The organism is Leifsonia tongyongensis (assembly GCF_010686705.1).
Taxonomy (GTDB): domain Bacteria; phylum Actinomycetota; class Actinomycetes; order Actinomycetales; family Microbacteriaceae; genus Diaminobutyricibacter; species Diaminobutyricibacter tongyongensis.
Map to the genome: position 1 here is coordinate 17,426 of NZ_JAAGWY010000006.1, position 14,730 is coordinate 32,155.

A 14,730-nucleotide genomic window follows, 5' to 3' on the forward strand; every position below is an offset into this window, starting at 1 on the left:
TTACGTGTGTTCGTGCTGCGTCGAACTCAGCCGGCCGACGCCGGGGAGCGGGATACGGTCAGCATCGTCCGGATCGTCGTCGACTGTTCCGCATCCAGAGCGAGGACGCTCCGCCTGTCCGGTCCCGACGTCGGCGTGCTCGCGGGTTCGATGGCGATCACGCGGGCACGGCGGAACCACGGAAAGTCTGCGCTGTAGTTCAGCTCCTGCCAGAACCAGGCGTACGGCAGCTGGTCCGCGTCCCACTCGACCTCGACGGTGAGTCCGGTGCGCGTATTGGTCACGCGGTACCACGGGCGCTCGAAGTCGGAGAGCCAGCCGAACACCAGCTGCGCGGTGCCCGGCGCGGGAAGCAGTGTGAGATCGAGGGGGTCGCCGGCCACTGTCGTGGCGTTCGGCCAGCCGAAACTCTCACCGGCTGCAACCGTTCCGTCCGTCTCCGGGTCGGCTGTGAACCTCCGTGCCCCGGTTTCGATCCGGCACTCGTCGGAGAGCAGGTCGGCGCCGAACGCCGGATGCTGCACGTAGTCGAACTCGAGCGCCTGGGCGCTGAGGTTGGTCAGGCGGTCCTGCACCTGAAGTGTTCCCTGATGCAGCCGGACCTCGCGTTCGATGCATACGGGCAGCGACAGCAGTTCAAGACGAAGGATGACGACGTTGTCGCGCGCATCGACGACCGTCCACGCGGACACGGCCACCTCACCGTGGAAGCCGACAGCAGCACCGTGGACCGTTCGCGGCGCCCCGGCGTTCGGCGAGAGCGTCTGCCAGCCGCCGCGATACCCGGCGAAGAAGTTCGCGAACGAATCGGCGCTCACGTACGGCGCTCCGGCGAGCACCTGCTCGGCGCGGTCGCGCGACGGTGTCGACCACATCACTTCGGAGCCCGAGGTGTTCTCGACCACCGAGAAGACCTCGGCGCCGCGTCGCGGATCGAGCACGACGGTGAGCAGCGGGCTCCGGAGGGTGATCGCGTGCTGGGGGATGACTGACATGACCACGATTCCGGCTAACCGGCGAACGCCGTGATCGGGACGCCGCGGGAGCCCGTCGCGACGGCGAACACGGAGCCGGCATCGGGCTGGGCGATCAGCTTGTCGGCATCGAGGCCGGACGCGGCGCTCGTGATGTAGAGGGTGTCGTCCGCCCCGAAAGCGCATGAGGAAGGCTGCGTCACCGGCATCGGAACGCGGCCGATGACCTGCCCGCGACGATCGACGCGTACGACCTGCGCGCCGCCCCACATCGCGATCCAGATGCCGCCTTCCTGGTCGACGGCGAGCCCGTCAGGCAGGCCATCCTCTTCGTCGAAGGCGAGCAGCACCTCGAGCTCGCCGATCTCACCGCGGTCTGCGTCGAAGGGGGCGACCATGAGCCGGCGCGTCATCGAGTCGACGAGGTAGAACTCGGTGTCGTCGGCGTTCCAGCCGAGCCCGTTCGGCAGGGTGAGGCCCTCGTGCACGACCCGCGAGGCCGAGCCGCCGTCCCACACTCGCAACGCGCCCTGGCCTGGAACGAACTCCATGTGGTTGGTGCCCGCCCAGAGGCGTCCCCGCGAGTCGCATTTGGCGTCGTTGCTGCGCAGCTCGGGCGACACGAAGTCGGGCGCCACCAGCGCGAGCTCACCGTCGACGACGAAGCCATACCCGTCGGAGACGGCGACAGCGAACCCCGGGGCGCTCTGCCGCGGAACGGCTGCGCCGAGCATGGTGGCGAGCGTCACCGAGCGCTGGTCGCCGCTCGCGAGATCCGTTTCGAAAAGACCGCCGCGGGTGATGTCCACCCACACCAGCCGACCCGTACGGTGGTCGAAGACCGGGCCTTCCCCCACCTCGGAGCGGGCGCGGATGACCACCTGCGGTTCGTCGTATTCCGTCACTGACGTCATTGTCGTTCCCTTTCGTCGCCCTGGCTAGAGCACCCCGTAGGCGCGGAAGGCCTCGGTTGCGCTCATCCCGTTCTCGATCGCCGCGCGGACGACGTTCTCAGCACTGGCCTTCTCCAGAGCTCGCGCGAGCACCTCGTCCTCCACGGCACGTGGGATGACGAGCACACCATCGATGTCGCCGACCACGAGATCGCCGGGCGTCACCGAGACACCGCCCACCTCGATCCCCACGCCGTAGTCACGCACGATCGTTCTGGCGCTCGAATCCTGCGCGTAGGTGCCCGTGCTGAAGACGGGGAAGCCCTGGCCGAGGACCTTCGCGGTGTCGCGGTGGAACCCGTGGACCACGGCTCCCGTCGCGCCGCGCATCTGCGCCGTGGCCGTGAGGATCTCGCCCCACATGGCCGCCTCCTGGGCCCCGCCGCGTGCGAGGTAGACCTCGCCGGGCTGGAGTGCGTCCAGCGCCTCGGTGAGGTAGCCGAACGGTTTGGTCTGCGGTCCGAAGACATCCGCGACGAGGACAGGCATCGCCCGGCCGGCGACCCGCATGCCCGGAAGCAGCGGACGGATCTCCGGGGGGAGGAACTGGTGGTAGAACCCGAGCTGGTCGAGGATGTCGCCGAGCACTGCGGTGTAGAGCTTCTCGTTGATCAGCGCGAAGCGTTCGGCGTCCGAGCCCTGGGTCATCGGGTATCTGTTCCTGTCCGGTTTCGAGGTGACGATTGCGACGATCATATGGACTTGTATACTTGTTTGCAAGTGTTGTCGTGAGAGGAGTCGCCATGTCGGCCGAGTCGCTGTCGGGTGATCCCGGTGCCCGCGTGCAGACGAGGGGTCGACCGTTCGAGGTGTTCGGCGAGTTGAGCCCTACCGCCCCACCGCCTCTGCGTGGTCGGCGGTCCGACTGGGTCTACCAGGAACTCAGCGATGCGATTCGAAGCCTCCGCCTGCCGCCGGGCGCAGCCTTGTCCGAACCGGCCGTGGCCGCCTGGCTCCAGGTCAGCCGCGCTCCGGCGCGCGAGGCGATAACCCGGCTGGCGGATCAGGGACTCGTCACTGTCGTGCCACAAGTGGGCACGCAGGTGGCGCCGATCTCGATGCGAGCGGTACGCGATGCGGTGTTCATCAGGAAGGCATTGGAGACGTCCGCCTTCCAGGATGCGGTCAGCACGAAGGAACTCGACACACGGGAGCTACGCACCATCGTCGAGCGCAACCGGAAAGCTGCACTCGACAACGACCTCGAGGCGTTCATCGAAACCGACGATCGCCTGCACCAGCTCGTGTTCGCACTGGCCGGCGTTCCCGAGGTCTGGGGCCTCGTGCACGGTGCCAAGCTTCAGCTGGACCGGCTGCGGTACCTGAATCTCGCGGTGGCTATCGACAACCCGGAGGTCGTCAGCGAGCACCAGCGGATCGTCGATGCTCTCGACGATCGCGACGAAGCGGCAGGCGTCGCCGTCATCCATCAGCACTCCTACCGCATCCTCGGCGACACCGAGGAGTTACGAAAAGAGCACGAGAGCTATTTCACCGCCTGAGAGTCACGACGACAGCGCCGCCAGCAGCCCCTCGAAGTCGTCGCGGCAGCCCTCGCAGCCCTTCAGGTGCGCAGCGATGGCCGGGTATCGGCGCGCGGCGTCCACTCCGGCGAGGATGAGTTCGACGTAGACGTGCATCAGCGACATCGTCTTGTCGCAGCCGGCGTCGTCGGGCTCGGTGCGAAGGAAGGCAGCAAGGCTGGAGCGTGCGCTCATCGGCTCTCCCTCCCGTCCGCATCCAGGTAACCGTTAGTGACAAGGTAGACCCGCAACTTTCGTCGCGCATCGAACAGCGTCTTGTAAAGGGCGCCACGTGTGGTCTTCAGGCGGAGCGCCAGTGCATCGATCGGGATGCCGTCGACGACGATGGCGAGGAAGACCATCCGCTGACGCCGCGTGAGCTGCGATTCCACCGCGACCCGCACCGCCGCGAGGAGCTCGGCGTCCTGCGAGGCGTCTTCGGGCGAGATCCCGAGCCGGTCGGGCAGACGATCCCAGTCGGGCCCGTCGAGCGGCACGGTGGGATGCTGCCAGAAATGGCGACCCACCTTCGTCGAGACCTCGAACATCGCGAATTTGCACGCCCAGGTCGTGAACCGGCTCTCGCCACGGAATTCGTGGAGCCTGCGGATGACGGCGATCACCGCATCCCCTGCCGCCTGGTGTGCGAGGTCGTCGAGTTCGGGACCCGTGACCCGGATCGCCGCCGCCCGGCGTTGTACTTCGCCGTGTGAGACGCGCAGCAGCAGCTCATACAGTCGCGCGGTCGCGTCCTTCTGGATCGACCCGCCCGCGGTGAGAGTGCGTCGCCACTCGGCGGTCTCCGCTTCGGCCTCCGGCGACGGGCGCCACCGCGGCGTCGCATCGGGGGCGTCCATGTGCTCGATGCTACGGGTCGCGACCGAGCCTGAACCTGAGATTTCGCTGGGCGCGCCCGACCCGATGCGTAAGCATCCGCGCACGGCCGTCACTAACGCGGGGAAGCACCACCCATCGAAGAAACGAAGGAGAATCATGAGAACCGCAGTTCGTCTTGCTCTTGCGGGAGTGGCGGCCGTCGCCGCGACCGCGCTCTTCGCCACCCCTGCACTGGCCTCGACGCCGCCGGCCGGGTTCGGTCATTCCACTCCGGCCGTCTTCGTGCAGACCGACGGTCTCGGCGGCAATGCAGTCGTCGCCTACGACCGTGCACCCGACGGATCACTGCACCAGGCGGGCACCTACCCGACAGGGGGTCTCGGCGGTGCGCTCGCGGGATCTGTCGTCGATCACCTCGCCTCCCAGGGGTCGCTCGTCTCCGATCGAGGGCTGTTGTACGCGGTGAACGCCGGAAGCAACACGGTGACCGTCTTCCTCATCCGCGGTGACAGGCTCATCCGCCTCGAGACTCTCGGTTCGGGTGGCGCCTTTCCTGTCAGCGTCACGACGCACGGTTCGCTGGTCTACGTGCTGAACGCGCGAAACGGAGGCACCGTCCAGGGCTATCTGCGGGTGGGCGATTTCCTGGTGCGGGTTCCGTCCTGGAACCGCGCTCTGGGGCTGGATGCGAACCTCACGCCCGAATTCACCAGTACTCCCGGGCAGGTCGCGTTCACACCTGACGGATCGAAGCTCGTCGTCACGACGAAAGGCAACGGCAGCGCGATCGATGTCTACGGGGTGAACCGCCTCGGCGCGCTCACCGCACAGCCCGTGAAGAACGTGGAGCCGGGAGCGGTCCCGTTCGCCGTGACGTTCGACGCCGGCGGAAACCTGGTGGTCGCCGAGGCCGGAACGAACTCGGTCGCGACGTTCAGCATCCACTCCGACGGCACGCTCGGGCTGATCGCCCAGGCAGCCACAGGCCAGGCGGCGACCTGCTGGATCGCGGGGGCGGGCGCATCCTTCTTCGCGTCGAACGCCGGCAGCGGAAGCGTCTCCGGTTACAGCGACACCGGCAGCGGTGCGCTCGCGGCACTGGGCAACACCGCCACCGATGCGGGGACCGTGGATGCCGCCGCGACCGCAGACGGCGGGTTCCTCTACGTCCAGGCCGGGAAGGCCGGCATCGTCGACGCGTTCCGTGTCGGGGCAGGTGGCAGCCTGACCGCGGTCGGCTCGGTCGTCGTCCCCGGCGCCACAGGCGGAGAGGGCATCGCAGCTCCGTAACCCGGCGGATGCATCACGAGAGGTGCGAGAAGTGGCGGATGCGCGTTGTCGAGACCACTTTTCGCACCTCTCGACGTGTGCGCAACCCCCTGTGCCCGGTGACGCCGCGGTGGGAGGATCATGCCATGACCGACGCGACGAGCGACCTCTTCACCCTTCCGAAGGCCGAACTCCACCTGCACATCGAGGGCACGCTCGAGCCTGAGCTCGCATTCGAGCTCGCCGACCGTAACCGCATCCGGCTGCCCTACGAGTCTGTCGACCAGCTCGCGTCGCGGTATTCGTTCACCGACCTGCAGTCGTTCCTCGATCTGTACTACGCCACGATGACGGTGCTCCGCACCGAGGACGATTTCGCCGAGCTGACCCGCCGCTATCTCCGGCGCGCGACCGCACAGGGCGTGCGGCACGCCGAGATCTTCTTCGACCCGCAGGCGCATGTCTCCCGCGGAGTGCCGTTCGAGGCGGTAGTCGACGGGATCGGTGCGGCGCTCGCCGAGGCGGCCCGCGACCAGGACGTGTCGGGCGGGCTCATCCTGTGCTTCCTCCGAGACCGGCCGGTCGTCGAGGCGGAACAGATCCTCACGACTGCGCTCGCGCGCGTCGACACCCTGATCGGCGTCGGCCTCGATTCGGCGGAGGTCGGGTATCCGCCGTCGCTGTTCGCCGACGTCTTCGGGCGGGCGCGAGCCGCCGGTCTGCATGCCGTCGCCCACGCCGGCGAGGAAGGGCCGGCCTCGTACATCGGCGAAGCTCTCGACCTGCTGGAGGCGGAGCGAATCGACCACGGCATCCGCGCTGTGGAGGACCCCGCGCTCGTGGGGCGGCTCGCGCATGAGGAGACCGCTCTTACCGTGTGCCCGCTGTCGAATGTGCGGCTGCGCGCCGTGCCCGACCTGACCGCGCATCCGCTTCGGTCCTTGATGGATGCGGGCGTGCGGGTCACCGTCAACTCCGACGACCCCGCCTATTTCGGCGGCTACATCGGCGACAATTTCGTCGCGGTCCAGGATGCGCTCGAGCTCACCGACCTCGACATGATGCGGATTGCCCAGAACTCGGTGGAGTCCGCGTTCGCTCCGCTCGACCGCAAGGTCGCGCTGCTGCACGAGATCGACGGATGGGCGGCCCGAGCGGGCGTTCCCCTCACCTGAGCGCGCGCCGGGGTCAGTCCTCGCCGATGTCCTCGTTCCAGAGGTCGGGGTTGGCTTCGGTGAAGGCGCGCATCCGCTCGATCAGGAGGGGATCGTTGACCACCGTGACCTCCACGCCGTTCTCGGCCAGCCACTCCTGGCCGCCGCGGAAGGTGAGGTCGTCGCCGACGATGACCCGCCCGATCCCGAACTGGCGAACCAGCCCGGAGCAGTACCAGCAGGGCGACAACGTGGTCACCATGACGGTGTCGCGATAGCTGCGCTGGCGTCCGGCGTTGCGGAAGGCGTTCGTCTCGGCGTGCATGGACGCGTCACCGTCCTGCACGCGGCGGTTGTGGCCGCGGCCGAGCAGGCGACCGTCTGCGGTGAACAGGGCCGCGCCGATCGGGATGCCGCCCTCGTCGCCGCCGAGCCGCGCCTCTTCGGCCGCGATGGCCAGCTTCTCGGCATCCGTCGGATACAGCATCTCGGATGGGGTGAAGCGCCCGGCTGTGTCGTTCATGTTCGGGCCGGTCATGCCACGTCGTCCGCCGCGTCGACGCCGACCACGACGGTCGGCGCTCCCGAGAACGGCGCCCCGAGCCTCACCCGGAACGCCCGGAAGAGCACCCAGTACAGCACCCCGGCGACGACGAAGCCGACCAGGGGGGTGAGGTCGCCGATCTGCGGAGCGGCCTGGACGACGAGGCCGGTATAGAAGACCTGGTTGGAGAACAGACCGATGGAGACGATGCCCGCGACGACGAGCGAGATGGCTCCGGCCGGGTTGCGGTACTTCGCGTGGTCGGGAACAATGCTGGCGATCTCCGTTCCGCGGCGCAGCAGGCGGTCGGTGAGCACGATGCCGAGCCAGGGCGCGATCCAGTAGGCGATCACCAGCAGGAAGTTCTCGTACTTGGTGCCCGCGTCGGCAAGCGCGGCCCAGGCGATGAAGAAGCCGAGGACCCCGAACCCGAGAGCGACGATCGCGCGCCGGAGCCGGAACGGGATCTTGATGCCGGCAGCCAGGAACGACATCGCGCCCGAGTAGATGTTGAGGGCGTTCGCGGCGATCGCCCCGATCGCGATCGCGAGAAGGGTCAGGTCGCGGATGACCGTCGGCATGGTCGCCGTGAACGAGGTCGTCGGGTCGTCGAGGTTGAAGCCGGCGATCGTCGCAGCGGCAGCGCCGGCCGCCATGAGGACGATGCAGCTGATGAAGTTGCCGAGTCCCGCAGCCCAGCCGATGGCCTTCGCGCTCGTGTTCGCGGGCAGGTAGCGGCTGTAGTCGGAGGCGTACGGGTTCCAGCCTGCGGCGTACCCGAAGGCGGCGGCCGCGGTGAGCGTGAAGCCCGCGAAGCTGAAGCCGCCGCCCTTGACGGGACCAGCGAGGTTCGCGTGCAGGAAGATCGTGATCGTCGCCACCAGGAAGATCGCACCGAGCACGTAGCTCGCGTAGCGCTCGAACACCTGCACCAGGTCGTGGCCGATGAACGCGACGGCGACCTCGATCACCACGACGATGAGGAGGGCCAGCACCGTCGACATGCCGGTGAGGGTCGCGAGAGCGAACGCTCCGCTGACCGAGTTGACAGCGAACCAGCCGAGACCGGCCATGACGGTGTTGAGCGCGCTCGGCAGGATGTTGCCGCGGCTGCCGAAGGCGGTTCGCCCGATGACCATCTGGGCGAGTCCCTCGCGCGGACCCCAGGTGGACAGGATTCCCTGTGTGAGCGCTCCGAGCGCCGTGCCGAACGCGAGCGCGATCATCGCGTTCCAGAAATCGAGTTTGAAGATCGCAATGGCGAGGACACCGACGAAGATGGTCGCGAACTCGAGGTTCGGCGCCGTCCAGGTCGCCAGCAGCTGCCACGGCGAGCCGTGGCGCCTGTCGAGAGGGATCGCCTCGATGCCACCGGACTCGATGGTCGCGGCGCTGCTGCGAGGTGCGGTGGCGTGGAGGGCGTCTGTCGCCGGGGCATTGGTCATGTTGGGAACTATAGGGTCGTCCGGGCCTCAGCAGTACCTCGGGCCACGGATTTCACAAGACATTTACACAGGAGGGCGCGGACGGGGTGTACACAACTTCTGCCACCCGCCCGCGCCCTCGGCAACTGTCAGTCGGCCAGCCCGAGGGCGAAGCTGACCGAGCCGCGGTCATCGAGTGCCGCATCCAGGACCTTGTCGTCCAGTGCGAGGGCCGCGCCCGGCTCGAGGAACACCCGCGCGCCGTCGCTCTCGACGACCTGGTCGGCCGGTTCGGGCTCGGCGGCGACCCCCACAGAGAACGCGGTGTTCTCGGGGTTGGTGCTGCTGATGCGCAGTCCGGCGTCTTCTGCGCCGACGGCCTGTTCGGCCAGGGTCTTGACGATCGTGCTCGCGTTCTCAGTCAGGGTGAGCATGCTCTTCCTTCCGGTTGGCGTTCAGGAGTCAGCAACGATTCCCCACCTGCGGCGGCGGTTCAACCCCGCGCGCCCGATTGCCAGCGAGTTCCCACACTCGAGCGACAGGCGGCCCGCGCGTGCAGAATGGAGGCATGGCCGACGTCCCAGCGATCGAACTCAACGACGGCAACACCATCCCGCAACTGGGCTTCGGCGTGTACAAGATCGCGGACGATCTGGCGGCGGATGCGGTCGAGTTCGCCCTCGAGACCGGGTACCGCCACCTCGACACGGCTGCCTTCTATGAGAACGAGCGCGGCGTCGGGGACGGCGTGCGGCGCAGTGGTCTGCCGCGGGAAGACGTCTACGTCACGACCAAAGTCTGGTGGACCGACAATGGCCACGACAGCACTCTCCGGTCGTTCGACGAGAGCCTGGAGCGGCTCGGATTCGACTACGTCGACCTCTACCTGATTCATTGGCCGGCACCGCAACACGACCACTACGTCGACACCTGGCGGGCCCTCGAGAGGGTGCGCGCCGACGGTCGTGCCCGTTCGATCGGGGTCGCGAACTTCCACATCCACCACCTGGAGCGGCTCGCCCGCGAGACCGCGACAATCCCGGCCCTCAACCAGATCGAGCTGCACCCGTGGCTCCAGCAACGGGATGCGCGCGCGTACGACGCTACGCACGGCATCGTCACCGAAGCGTGGTCTCCGCTCGCCCGCGGCCGCATCCTCGACAACGAGCCGCTCGCCCGCATCGCCGCGAAGCACCGTGTCTCGCCGGCCCAGGTCGTGATCCGCTGGCACCTGCAGCTCGGCAACGTCGTCATCCCGAAGTCGCAGACGCCCGCGCGCATCCGCGAGAACTTCGACGTGTTCAGTTTCATGCTCGATGACGACGACCTCGCCGTCATCGCGACCCTCGACTCCGGCTATCGCACCGGCAAGGACCCCGACGACCTCGGCTGACCCGCGCTATTCGCCGGTCGGATGCGCACCAAGCGCATCCACCACCCACGCGTACGAGAACGCGCGCTCCCGCCACGCGTTGTACCGTCCCGACACCCCGCCGTGCCCTGCTGCCATCTCGGTCTTGAGGAGCGCATCCGCCCCCACCTCGCGGAGCTTCGCGACCCATTTCGCCGGTTCGACGAAGTAGACGCGGGTGTCATTCAGGCTGGTGACGGCCAGGATCCGCGGGTAGTGCGTCGCGTGCACGTTCTCGAGCGGCGAGTACGAACGCATGTACGCGTACACCTCGGGGTCGTGCAACGGGTCGCCCCACTCGTCCCATTCGGTGACGGTCAGCGGCAGTGAAGGATCGAGGATCGTCGTCAGCGGGTCGACGAACGGGACCTCCGCCAGGATGCCCGCGAAATACTTCGGCGCCATGTTGGCGACCGCACCCATGAGCAGGCCGCCCGCGCTGCCTCCCTGGGCGACGAGTCGGTCGGGGCTGGTGATGCCCGTGTCGATGAGGTGGCGAGCGCACTCCACGAAATCGGTGAAGGTGTTGCGTTTGCGCAGCAGTTTGCCGTTCTCGTACCAGGGGCGGCCGAGCTCGCCGCCGCCGCGCACATGGGCGATGGCGAAGATGATGCCGCGGTCGAGCAGGCTCAGTCGCGCGATGCCGAAGGTCGGATCCATGCTCGCCTCGTACGAGCCGTAGCCGTAGAGCAGGAGTGGCGCAGGCGTGTCGGTCGAGACGAGGTCGCTCCGGTACACCAGCGAGATCGGGATGCGCGTTCCGTCGGCCGCCGTCGCCCACTCGCGTCGCTGCACGAAGAGTTCGCGATCGAACTCGCCGAGAACCGGCTGCTGTTTGCGCATCCGCAGTTCGCCGGTGGCGACGACGTAGTCGTAGACCGTCCAGGGCGTGACGAAGCTGCCGTACCCGAGCCGCAGCGTCGGCTGGGTCCATTCCGGGTTGCCTCCCGTCCCGACCGTGAAGAGCTCTTCATCGAACGTCAGCTCATGCAGGCGGTCGTCGCTGGAGCCGCCCTCGTGCGGGATGGCAGCGACTGCGACCCGCGTGAGTCCGTCGCGCCGGTATTCGACGGCGACGAAGTCGCGGAACGCGTCGACCCCTTCGATGCGCACCTGCGGGCTGTGCGGGATGAGCATCCGGCGGTGACCTTGAGGGTCGCTCGCCGTCACGCTGATGAGTTCGAAGTTGACGGCGTTCTCGTTGTGCACGATGAGCAGGCGATCGACGCCCGCGACGACGGCATGCTCGACGTCGTACTCGATGCCCTCGCGACGCGGCCAGACGACGGTGAACTCGCCGGTGGGATCGCTCGACGGCAGCAGCCAGGTCTCGCTCGTGATGTTCGACCCGGCCTCGATGACCAGGAAGGCGCGGCTGCGGGTGAGCCCGACGCCCACCGCGTACTTCTCGTCGGCCTCGTAGAAGATCCGCTCGTCGGTGCTCGAGTCGTCGGTGCGCGAGTCGTCGTCGGTCGCGCCTTCCGCGTCCGCCGTGGGTGCGGTGCCGACCGTGTGCCGCCAGACGGTGTCGGAGCGCCAGGCGTCGTCGACGGTCGTGTAGAAGACGTAGCTCCCGCTCGGGTCGAACAGCGCGCCGCCCGCCGTACCCTCGATGCGGTCGGGGAACACGACTCCATCGTCGGTGAGCGAGCGGATGCGCACCGTGTAGCGTTCGTCGCCCTCGGTGTCGACGCCGTAGAGCAGCCGGGTGCCGTCCGCGCTCACGTCGAAGCTGCCGAGCGAATAGAAGTCGTGCCCTTCGGCCTCGACGTTGTCGTCCAGCAGGATCTGCTCACCAGGCAGACCGGTCGCCTTCGACGCATCGTCGATGACAGGAGGCTCCCAGTCGTCCGCATCCGCCACCGAGACCCGGCAGTGGATGCCGTACTGCCTGCCCTCGACCGTGCGGGTGTAGTACCACCAGTCGCCTTCGCGGGTCGGAACGCTCAGGTCGGTCTCGAGAGTCCGGCTCTTGATCTCGTCGAAGATCTGCTCGCGCAGCGACGACAGGTGCTCGGTGCGGGCGTTGGTGTACGCGTTCTCCTCGGCCAGGTGTGCGAGCACGGCCGGGTCGTCCTTGTCGCGCAGCCACTCGTAGTCGTCGACGTACACATCGCCGTGATGGATGCGCTCGATCGGTTTCTTGGCGACGGCAGGTGGCGTGAGCATGTCTCTCAGGCTACCGGCGGTCACCCGTCAGCGGCTCCGCTGCTGCGTCGTCGCTCCGACGTTCGCGTCGAGCCATTCGGTGAGCGGACGGCTGTCGTGCAGGAAACCGATGATCCGGTCGGCCGCCTGCGGCGTATTCAGCCACGGTGCCGGCTTCCATTCGCGCCACGCCGAAAGGTCTTTGTTGCGGAGGAGCTCCGCGCGCGGATGATCCTTCGGAAACCCGCGCGGAGCCGACGCGAGGCTCTCGTGCACGGTGATCTGGATGTCGCGCGCCTTGACCGTCGCGATGGCCTCTTCGAGTTCCTCGCCGAGTTCGTCGTCGGCGACGGCGGTGCGGTAACGCGCCAGCTGGTCGGGCGCCATGGTGTGGCATCCGGCCCCGGCGCCCAGCCCGGATGCGGAGAAGTGGACATAGCCACCCCCGCCGAGCAGTGCCCCGATCGCCGTTTTGTATGGCGACTTGTCCGCACTGAACCGGATGTCCCGGTACGGCCGGAAGATCTTGGCCTCACCGAACTCGGGCGCCAGCTCGTCGACGAGCGCCTGCATCGGCGCGAGCACGTCACGCTCGTAGCTGTCTTTGTGCGCTGTCCAGTACGCCTTGGAGTTGTCCACCTCGAGACCTCGGTAGAAGTCGAGCGCGGCGTCGGGCCAGCCTTCGAATCCCATGCCAGTGAGAATACTCTGGGACCCATGACGGAGACGAGCACCGAAACCGGGCTGGACGCGCATCCGGAGCAGCACCCGACCCCGACCGGCGACCAGTGGTGGCGTTCCGCCGTCGTCTACCAGGTGTACCCGCGCAGTTTCGCGGACGCGACCGGCGACGGGATCGGCGACCTGCAGGGGGTCATCCAGCACCTCGATCATCTCGAGGCCCTCGGCGTCGATGTCATCTGGCTCTCACCCATCTACGCGTCGCCGCACGACGACAACGGCTACGACATCAGTGACTACCGGGCGATCGATCCGCTTTTCGGAACGTTCGATGATTTCGACGAACTGCTCGCCGACCTCCACCGCCGTGGCATGAAGCTCGTCATGGACCTCGTCGTGAACCACACCTCGGATGAGCATCCGTGGTTCGTCGAGTCCGCGAGCGGGCCGGACAGCCCGAAACGCGACTGGTACTGGTGGCGCCCTCCGCGTCCGGGTATGGTCGGCGGGCTCCCGGGCGCCGAGCCGAACAACTGGGGGTCCTTCTTCTCGGGCTCTGCCTGGCAGTTCGACCAACGGTCGGGGGAGTACTACCTGCACCTTTTCTCGCGCAAGCAGCCCGACCTCAACTGGGAGAACCCGGCCGTGCGCGGCGCCGTCTACGACATGATGAACTGGTGGCTCGACCGGGGCGTCGACGGGTTCCGGATGGACGTCATCAACCTGATCTCCAAGCACCCCGACCTGCCCGACGGCGTCGTGCCGCCCGGCGCGCTGTATGGGGACGGCTACCCGTTCTACGGGCAGGGGCCGCGCATCCACGAGTTCCTCCACGAGATGAACGAGCGCGTCTTCGTCGGCCGAACCGGCCAATACCTGACCGTCGGTGAGATGCCGGGGGTGACTGTGGCGGATGCGCAGCTCTTCACCGACCCGGCCCGGGCCGAAGTCGACATGGTCTTCCAGTTCGAACACGTCGGTCTCGATTACGGTCCGGGCGGCAAATGGGACCCGCGGGAGGCCAGCGTGCTCGACCTGAAGCGATCGTTCGCGCGGTGGCAGGAGGGCCTGGCGCGGTCGGGCTGGAACAGCCTGTACTGGGACAACCACGACCAGCCACGCGTGGTCAGCCGTTTCGGCGACGACGGTACCTTCTGGCGCGAGTCGGCGACAGCTCTCGCGACGGTGCTGCACCTGCAGCGCGGGACCCCGTACATCTACCAGGGTGAAGAGCTCGGGATGACGAACGTGCCGTTCGAGGGCATCCAGGACTTCCGCGACATCGAGTCGCTGAACCACTACGCCGAGGCGGTCGGCGTGAAGGGCGAGCGGGCGGATGTCGTGCTCGCCGCCCTGCGCAGGACCAGCCGTGATAATGCCCGCACCCCGGTGCAGTGGTCGGATGCACCCCATGCCGGCTTCACGACAGGTTCACCGTGGATCGCCGTCAACCCGAACTCCACGAGGATCAACGCCGCCGCGCAACGCGGGGACCCTAACTCGGTGTTCGCGTACTACCGGGGGCTCATCGCCTTGCGGCACAGCGACCGGGTGGTGTCGCACGGAACCTTCGAGTTGGTGCTGTCCGAGCATCCGACGGTCTTCGCGTTCAGCCGCACGCTCGGTGACAGGCAGCTGCTCGTCCTGGCGAACCTGAGCAGTTCCGCCGCCGAGTACGACGTAGCAGCCGTGCCGGGGTGGGAGGGAGCCGAGCCGGTGCTCGGCAACCTTCCGGACGCGGCGCCCGCGGTCGACGGACGCCTCGCCCCCTGGCAGGCCCAGGTCTTCGCCCGCGCCATCTAGCCACCCAGC

The 14,730-nt window shown here is 67.8% G+C and carries 15 protein-coding genes; 5 read left to right on the forward strand and 10 right to left on the reverse strand.

The window, feature by feature from the left end:
* Positions 1 to 26 precede the first annotated feature (26 nt).
* From G3T36_RS19130 to G3T36_RS19140, 3 genes are read right to left on the reverse strand one after another with little or no spacing between them, the layout of a single operon-like run.
* Complete coding sequence (locus G3T36_RS19130) at positions 27 to 995, reverse strand: DUF4432 family protein (RefSeq protein ID WP_163291477.1); 969 nt, start codon at positions 993 to 995, stop codon at positions 27 to 29.
* 14 nt (positions 996 to 1,009) lie between these two features.
* Positions 1,010 to 1,888, reverse strand: coding sequence for an SMP-30/gluconolactonase/LRE family protein (locus G3T36_RS19135; protein ID WP_163291478.1), 879 nt, complete (start codon positions 1,886 to 1,888; stop codon positions 1,010 to 1,012).
* 24 nt (positions 1,889 to 1,912) lie between these two features.
* Entirely contained in the window at positions 1,913 to 2,623 is a 711-nt protein-coding gene (locus tag G3T36_RS19140; protein ID WP_205245094.1) for an RraA family protein, read from the reverse strand.
* A 47-nt stretch (positions 2,624 to 2,670) separates the two neighbouring features.
* Between G3T36_RS19140 and G3T36_RS19145 the strand changes: the two genes are divergently transcribed.
* Positions 2,671 to 3,429: a GntR family transcriptional regulator gene (locus tag G3T36_RS19145; RefSeq protein WP_163291479.1), complete on the forward strand. Its 759-nt coding sequence runs from the start codon at positions 2,671 to 2,673 to the stop codon at positions 3,427 to 3,429.
* Between the two features lie 3 nt (positions 3,430 to 3,432).
* Here G3T36_RS19145 and G3T36_RS19150 read toward each other — a convergent pair whose 3' ends face one another.
* Positions 3,433 to 3,645 (reverse strand): hypothetical protein, encoded by a 213-nt coding sequence (locus G3T36_RS19150; protein WP_163291480.1) that lies wholly within the window; start codon positions 3,643 to 3,645, stop codon positions 3,433 to 3,435.
* The gene (locus G3T36_RS19155) at positions 3,642 to 4,307 is read right to left on the reverse strand and encodes a sigma-70 family RNA polymerase sigma factor (protein ID WP_163291481.1); all 666 of its coding nucleotides are present in this window, start codon (positions 4,305 to 4,307) and stop codon (positions 3,642 to 3,644) included. The genes G3T36_RS19150 and G3T36_RS19155 overlap by 4 nt, the downstream gene beginning before the upstream one ends.
* A 136-nt stretch (positions 4,308 to 4,443) precedes the next feature.
* Here G3T36_RS19155 and G3T36_RS19160 point away from each other — a divergent pair, with 136 nt between their 5' ends.
* On the forward strand, positions 4,444 to 5,577 hold the full coding sequence (locus G3T36_RS19160; RefSeq protein ID WP_163291482.1) for a lactonase family protein: 1,134 nt from the start codon (positions 4,444 to 4,446) through the stop codon (positions 5,575 to 5,577).
* Positions 5,578 to 5,702: 125 nt separating this feature from the next.
* The gene (locus tag G3T36_RS19165) at positions 5,703 to 6,731 is read left to right on the forward strand and encodes an adenosine deaminase (RefSeq protein ID WP_163291483.1); all 1,029 of its coding nucleotides are present in this window, start codon (positions 5,703 to 5,705) and stop codon (positions 6,729 to 6,731) included.
* Between the two features lie 13 nt (positions 6,732 to 6,744).
* Here the strand turns inward: G3T36_RS19165 and G3T36_RS19170 are convergent, their stop codons facing one another.
* The 3 genes from G3T36_RS19170 to G3T36_RS19180 all read right to left on the reverse strand — a co-directional run bounded on the left by G3T36_RS19170 (position 6,745) and on the right by G3T36_RS19180 (position 9,112).
* A complete protein-coding gene (locus G3T36_RS19170; RefSeq protein ID WP_240148677.1) occupies positions 6,745 to 7,248 on the reverse strand; it encodes a nucleoside deaminase in 504 nt (167 codons plus the stop codon).
* Positions 7,245 to 8,699: a purine-cytosine permease family protein gene (locus tag G3T36_RS19175; protein ID WP_163291484.1), complete on the reverse strand. Its 1,455-nt coding sequence runs from the start codon at positions 8,697 to 8,699 to the stop codon at positions 7,245 to 7,247. The genes G3T36_RS19170 and G3T36_RS19175 overlap by 4 nt, the downstream gene beginning before the upstream one ends.
* A 128-nt stretch (positions 8,700 to 8,827) precedes the next feature.
* Positions 8,828 to 9,112 carry a Fe-S cluster assembly protein HesB gene (locus G3T36_RS19180; RefSeq protein WP_163291485.1) on the reverse strand — a complete coding sequence of 95 codons (285 nt, stop codon included), beginning with the start codon at positions 9,110 to 9,112 and terminating at the stop codon, positions 8,828 to 8,830.
* Positions 9,113 to 9,246: 134 nt separating this feature from the next.
* Here G3T36_RS19180 and G3T36_RS19185 point away from each other — a divergent pair, with 134 nt between their 5' ends.
* Positions 9,247 to 10,071 carry an aldo/keto reductase gene (locus G3T36_RS19185; RefSeq protein WP_163291486.1) on the forward strand — a complete coding sequence of 275 codons (825 nt, stop codon included), beginning with the start codon at positions 9,247 to 9,249 and terminating at the stop codon, positions 10,069 to 10,071.
* A 6-nt stretch (positions 10,072 to 10,077) separates the two neighbouring features.
* On the opposite strand, the gene G3T36_RS19190 is transcribed toward G3T36_RS19185, so the two are convergent.
* Positions 10,078 to 12,258: a S9 family peptidase gene (locus G3T36_RS19190; protein ID WP_163291487.1), complete on the reverse strand. Its 2,181-nt coding sequence runs from the start codon at positions 12,256 to 12,258 to the stop codon at positions 10,078 to 10,080.
* Positions 12,259 to 12,285: 27 nt separating this feature from the next.
* The gene (locus G3T36_RS19195) at positions 12,286 to 12,930 is read right to left on the reverse strand and encodes a DUF2461 domain-containing protein (RefSeq protein WP_163291488.1); all 645 of its coding nucleotides are present in this window, start codon (positions 12,928 to 12,930) and stop codon (positions 12,286 to 12,288) included.
* Between the two features lie 24 nt (positions 12,931 to 12,954).
* Between G3T36_RS19195 and G3T36_RS19200 the strand changes: the two genes are divergently transcribed.
* Positions 12,955 to 14,721: a glycoside hydrolase family 13 protein gene (locus tag G3T36_RS19200; RefSeq protein WP_163291489.1), complete on the forward strand. Its 1,767-nt coding sequence runs from the start codon at positions 12,955 to 12,957 to the stop codon at positions 14,719 to 14,721.
* The last annotated feature ends 9 nt before the right edge of the window (positions 14,722 to 14,730 follow it).

Coding starts and splice junctions, on each gene's coding strand:
- G3T36_RS19160 (WP_163291482.1), top strand. CDS start 4,444: ATGAGAACCGCAGTTCGTCTTGCTCTTGCGGGAGTGGCGGCCGTCGCC.
- G3T36_RS19135 (WP_163291478.1), bottom strand. CDS start 1,888: ATGACGTCAGTGACGGAATACGACGAACCGCAGGTGGTCATCCGCGCC.
- G3T36_RS19170 (WP_240148677.1), bottom strand. CDS start 7,248: ATGACCGGCCCGAACATGAACGACACAGCCGGGCGCTTCACCCCATCC.
- G3T36_RS19150 (WP_163291480.1), bottom strand. CDS start 3,645: ATGAGCGCACGCTCCAGCCTTGCTGCCTTCCTTCGCACCGAGCCCGAC.
- G3T36_RS19145 (WP_163291479.1), top strand. CDS start 2,671: ATGTCGGCCGAGTCGCTGTCGGGTGATCCCGGTGCCCGCGTGCAGACG.
- G3T36_RS19195 (WP_163291488.1), bottom strand. CDS start 12,930: ATGGGATTCGAAGGCTGGCCCGACGCCGCGCTCGACTTCTACCGAGGT.
- G3T36_RS19185 (WP_163291486.1), top strand. CDS start 9,247: ATGGCCGACGTCCCAGCGATCGAACTCAACGACGGCAACACCATCCCG.
- G3T36_RS19180 (WP_163291485.1), bottom strand. CDS start 9,112: ATGCTCACCCTGACTGAGAACGCGAGCACGATCGTCAAGACCCTGGCC.
- G3T36_RS19140 (WP_205245094.1), bottom strand. CDS start 2,623: ATGATCGTCGCAATCGTCACCTCGAAACCGGACAGGAACAGATACCCG.
- G3T36_RS19155 (WP_163291481.1), bottom strand. CDS start 4,307: ATGGACGCCCCCGATGCGACGCCGCGGTGGCGCCCGTCGCCGGAGGCC.
- G3T36_RS19175 (WP_163291484.1), bottom strand. CDS start 8,699: ATGACCAATGCCCCGGCGACAGACGCCCTCCACGCCACCGCACCTCGC.
- G3T36_RS19190 (WP_163291487.1), bottom strand. CDS start 12,258: ATGCTCACGCCACCTGCCGTCGCCAAGAAACCGATCGAGCGCATCCAT.
- G3T36_RS19165 (WP_163291483.1), top strand. CDS start 5,703: ATGACCGACGCGACGAGCGACCTCTTCACCCTTCCGAAGGCCGAACTC.
- G3T36_RS19200 (WP_163291489.1), top strand. CDS start 12,955: ATGACGGAGACGAGCACCGAAACCGGGCTGGACGCGCATCCGGAGCAG.
- G3T36_RS19130 (WP_163291477.1), bottom strand. CDS start 995: ATGTCAGTCATCCCCCAGCACGCGATCACCCTCCGGAGCCCGCTGCTC.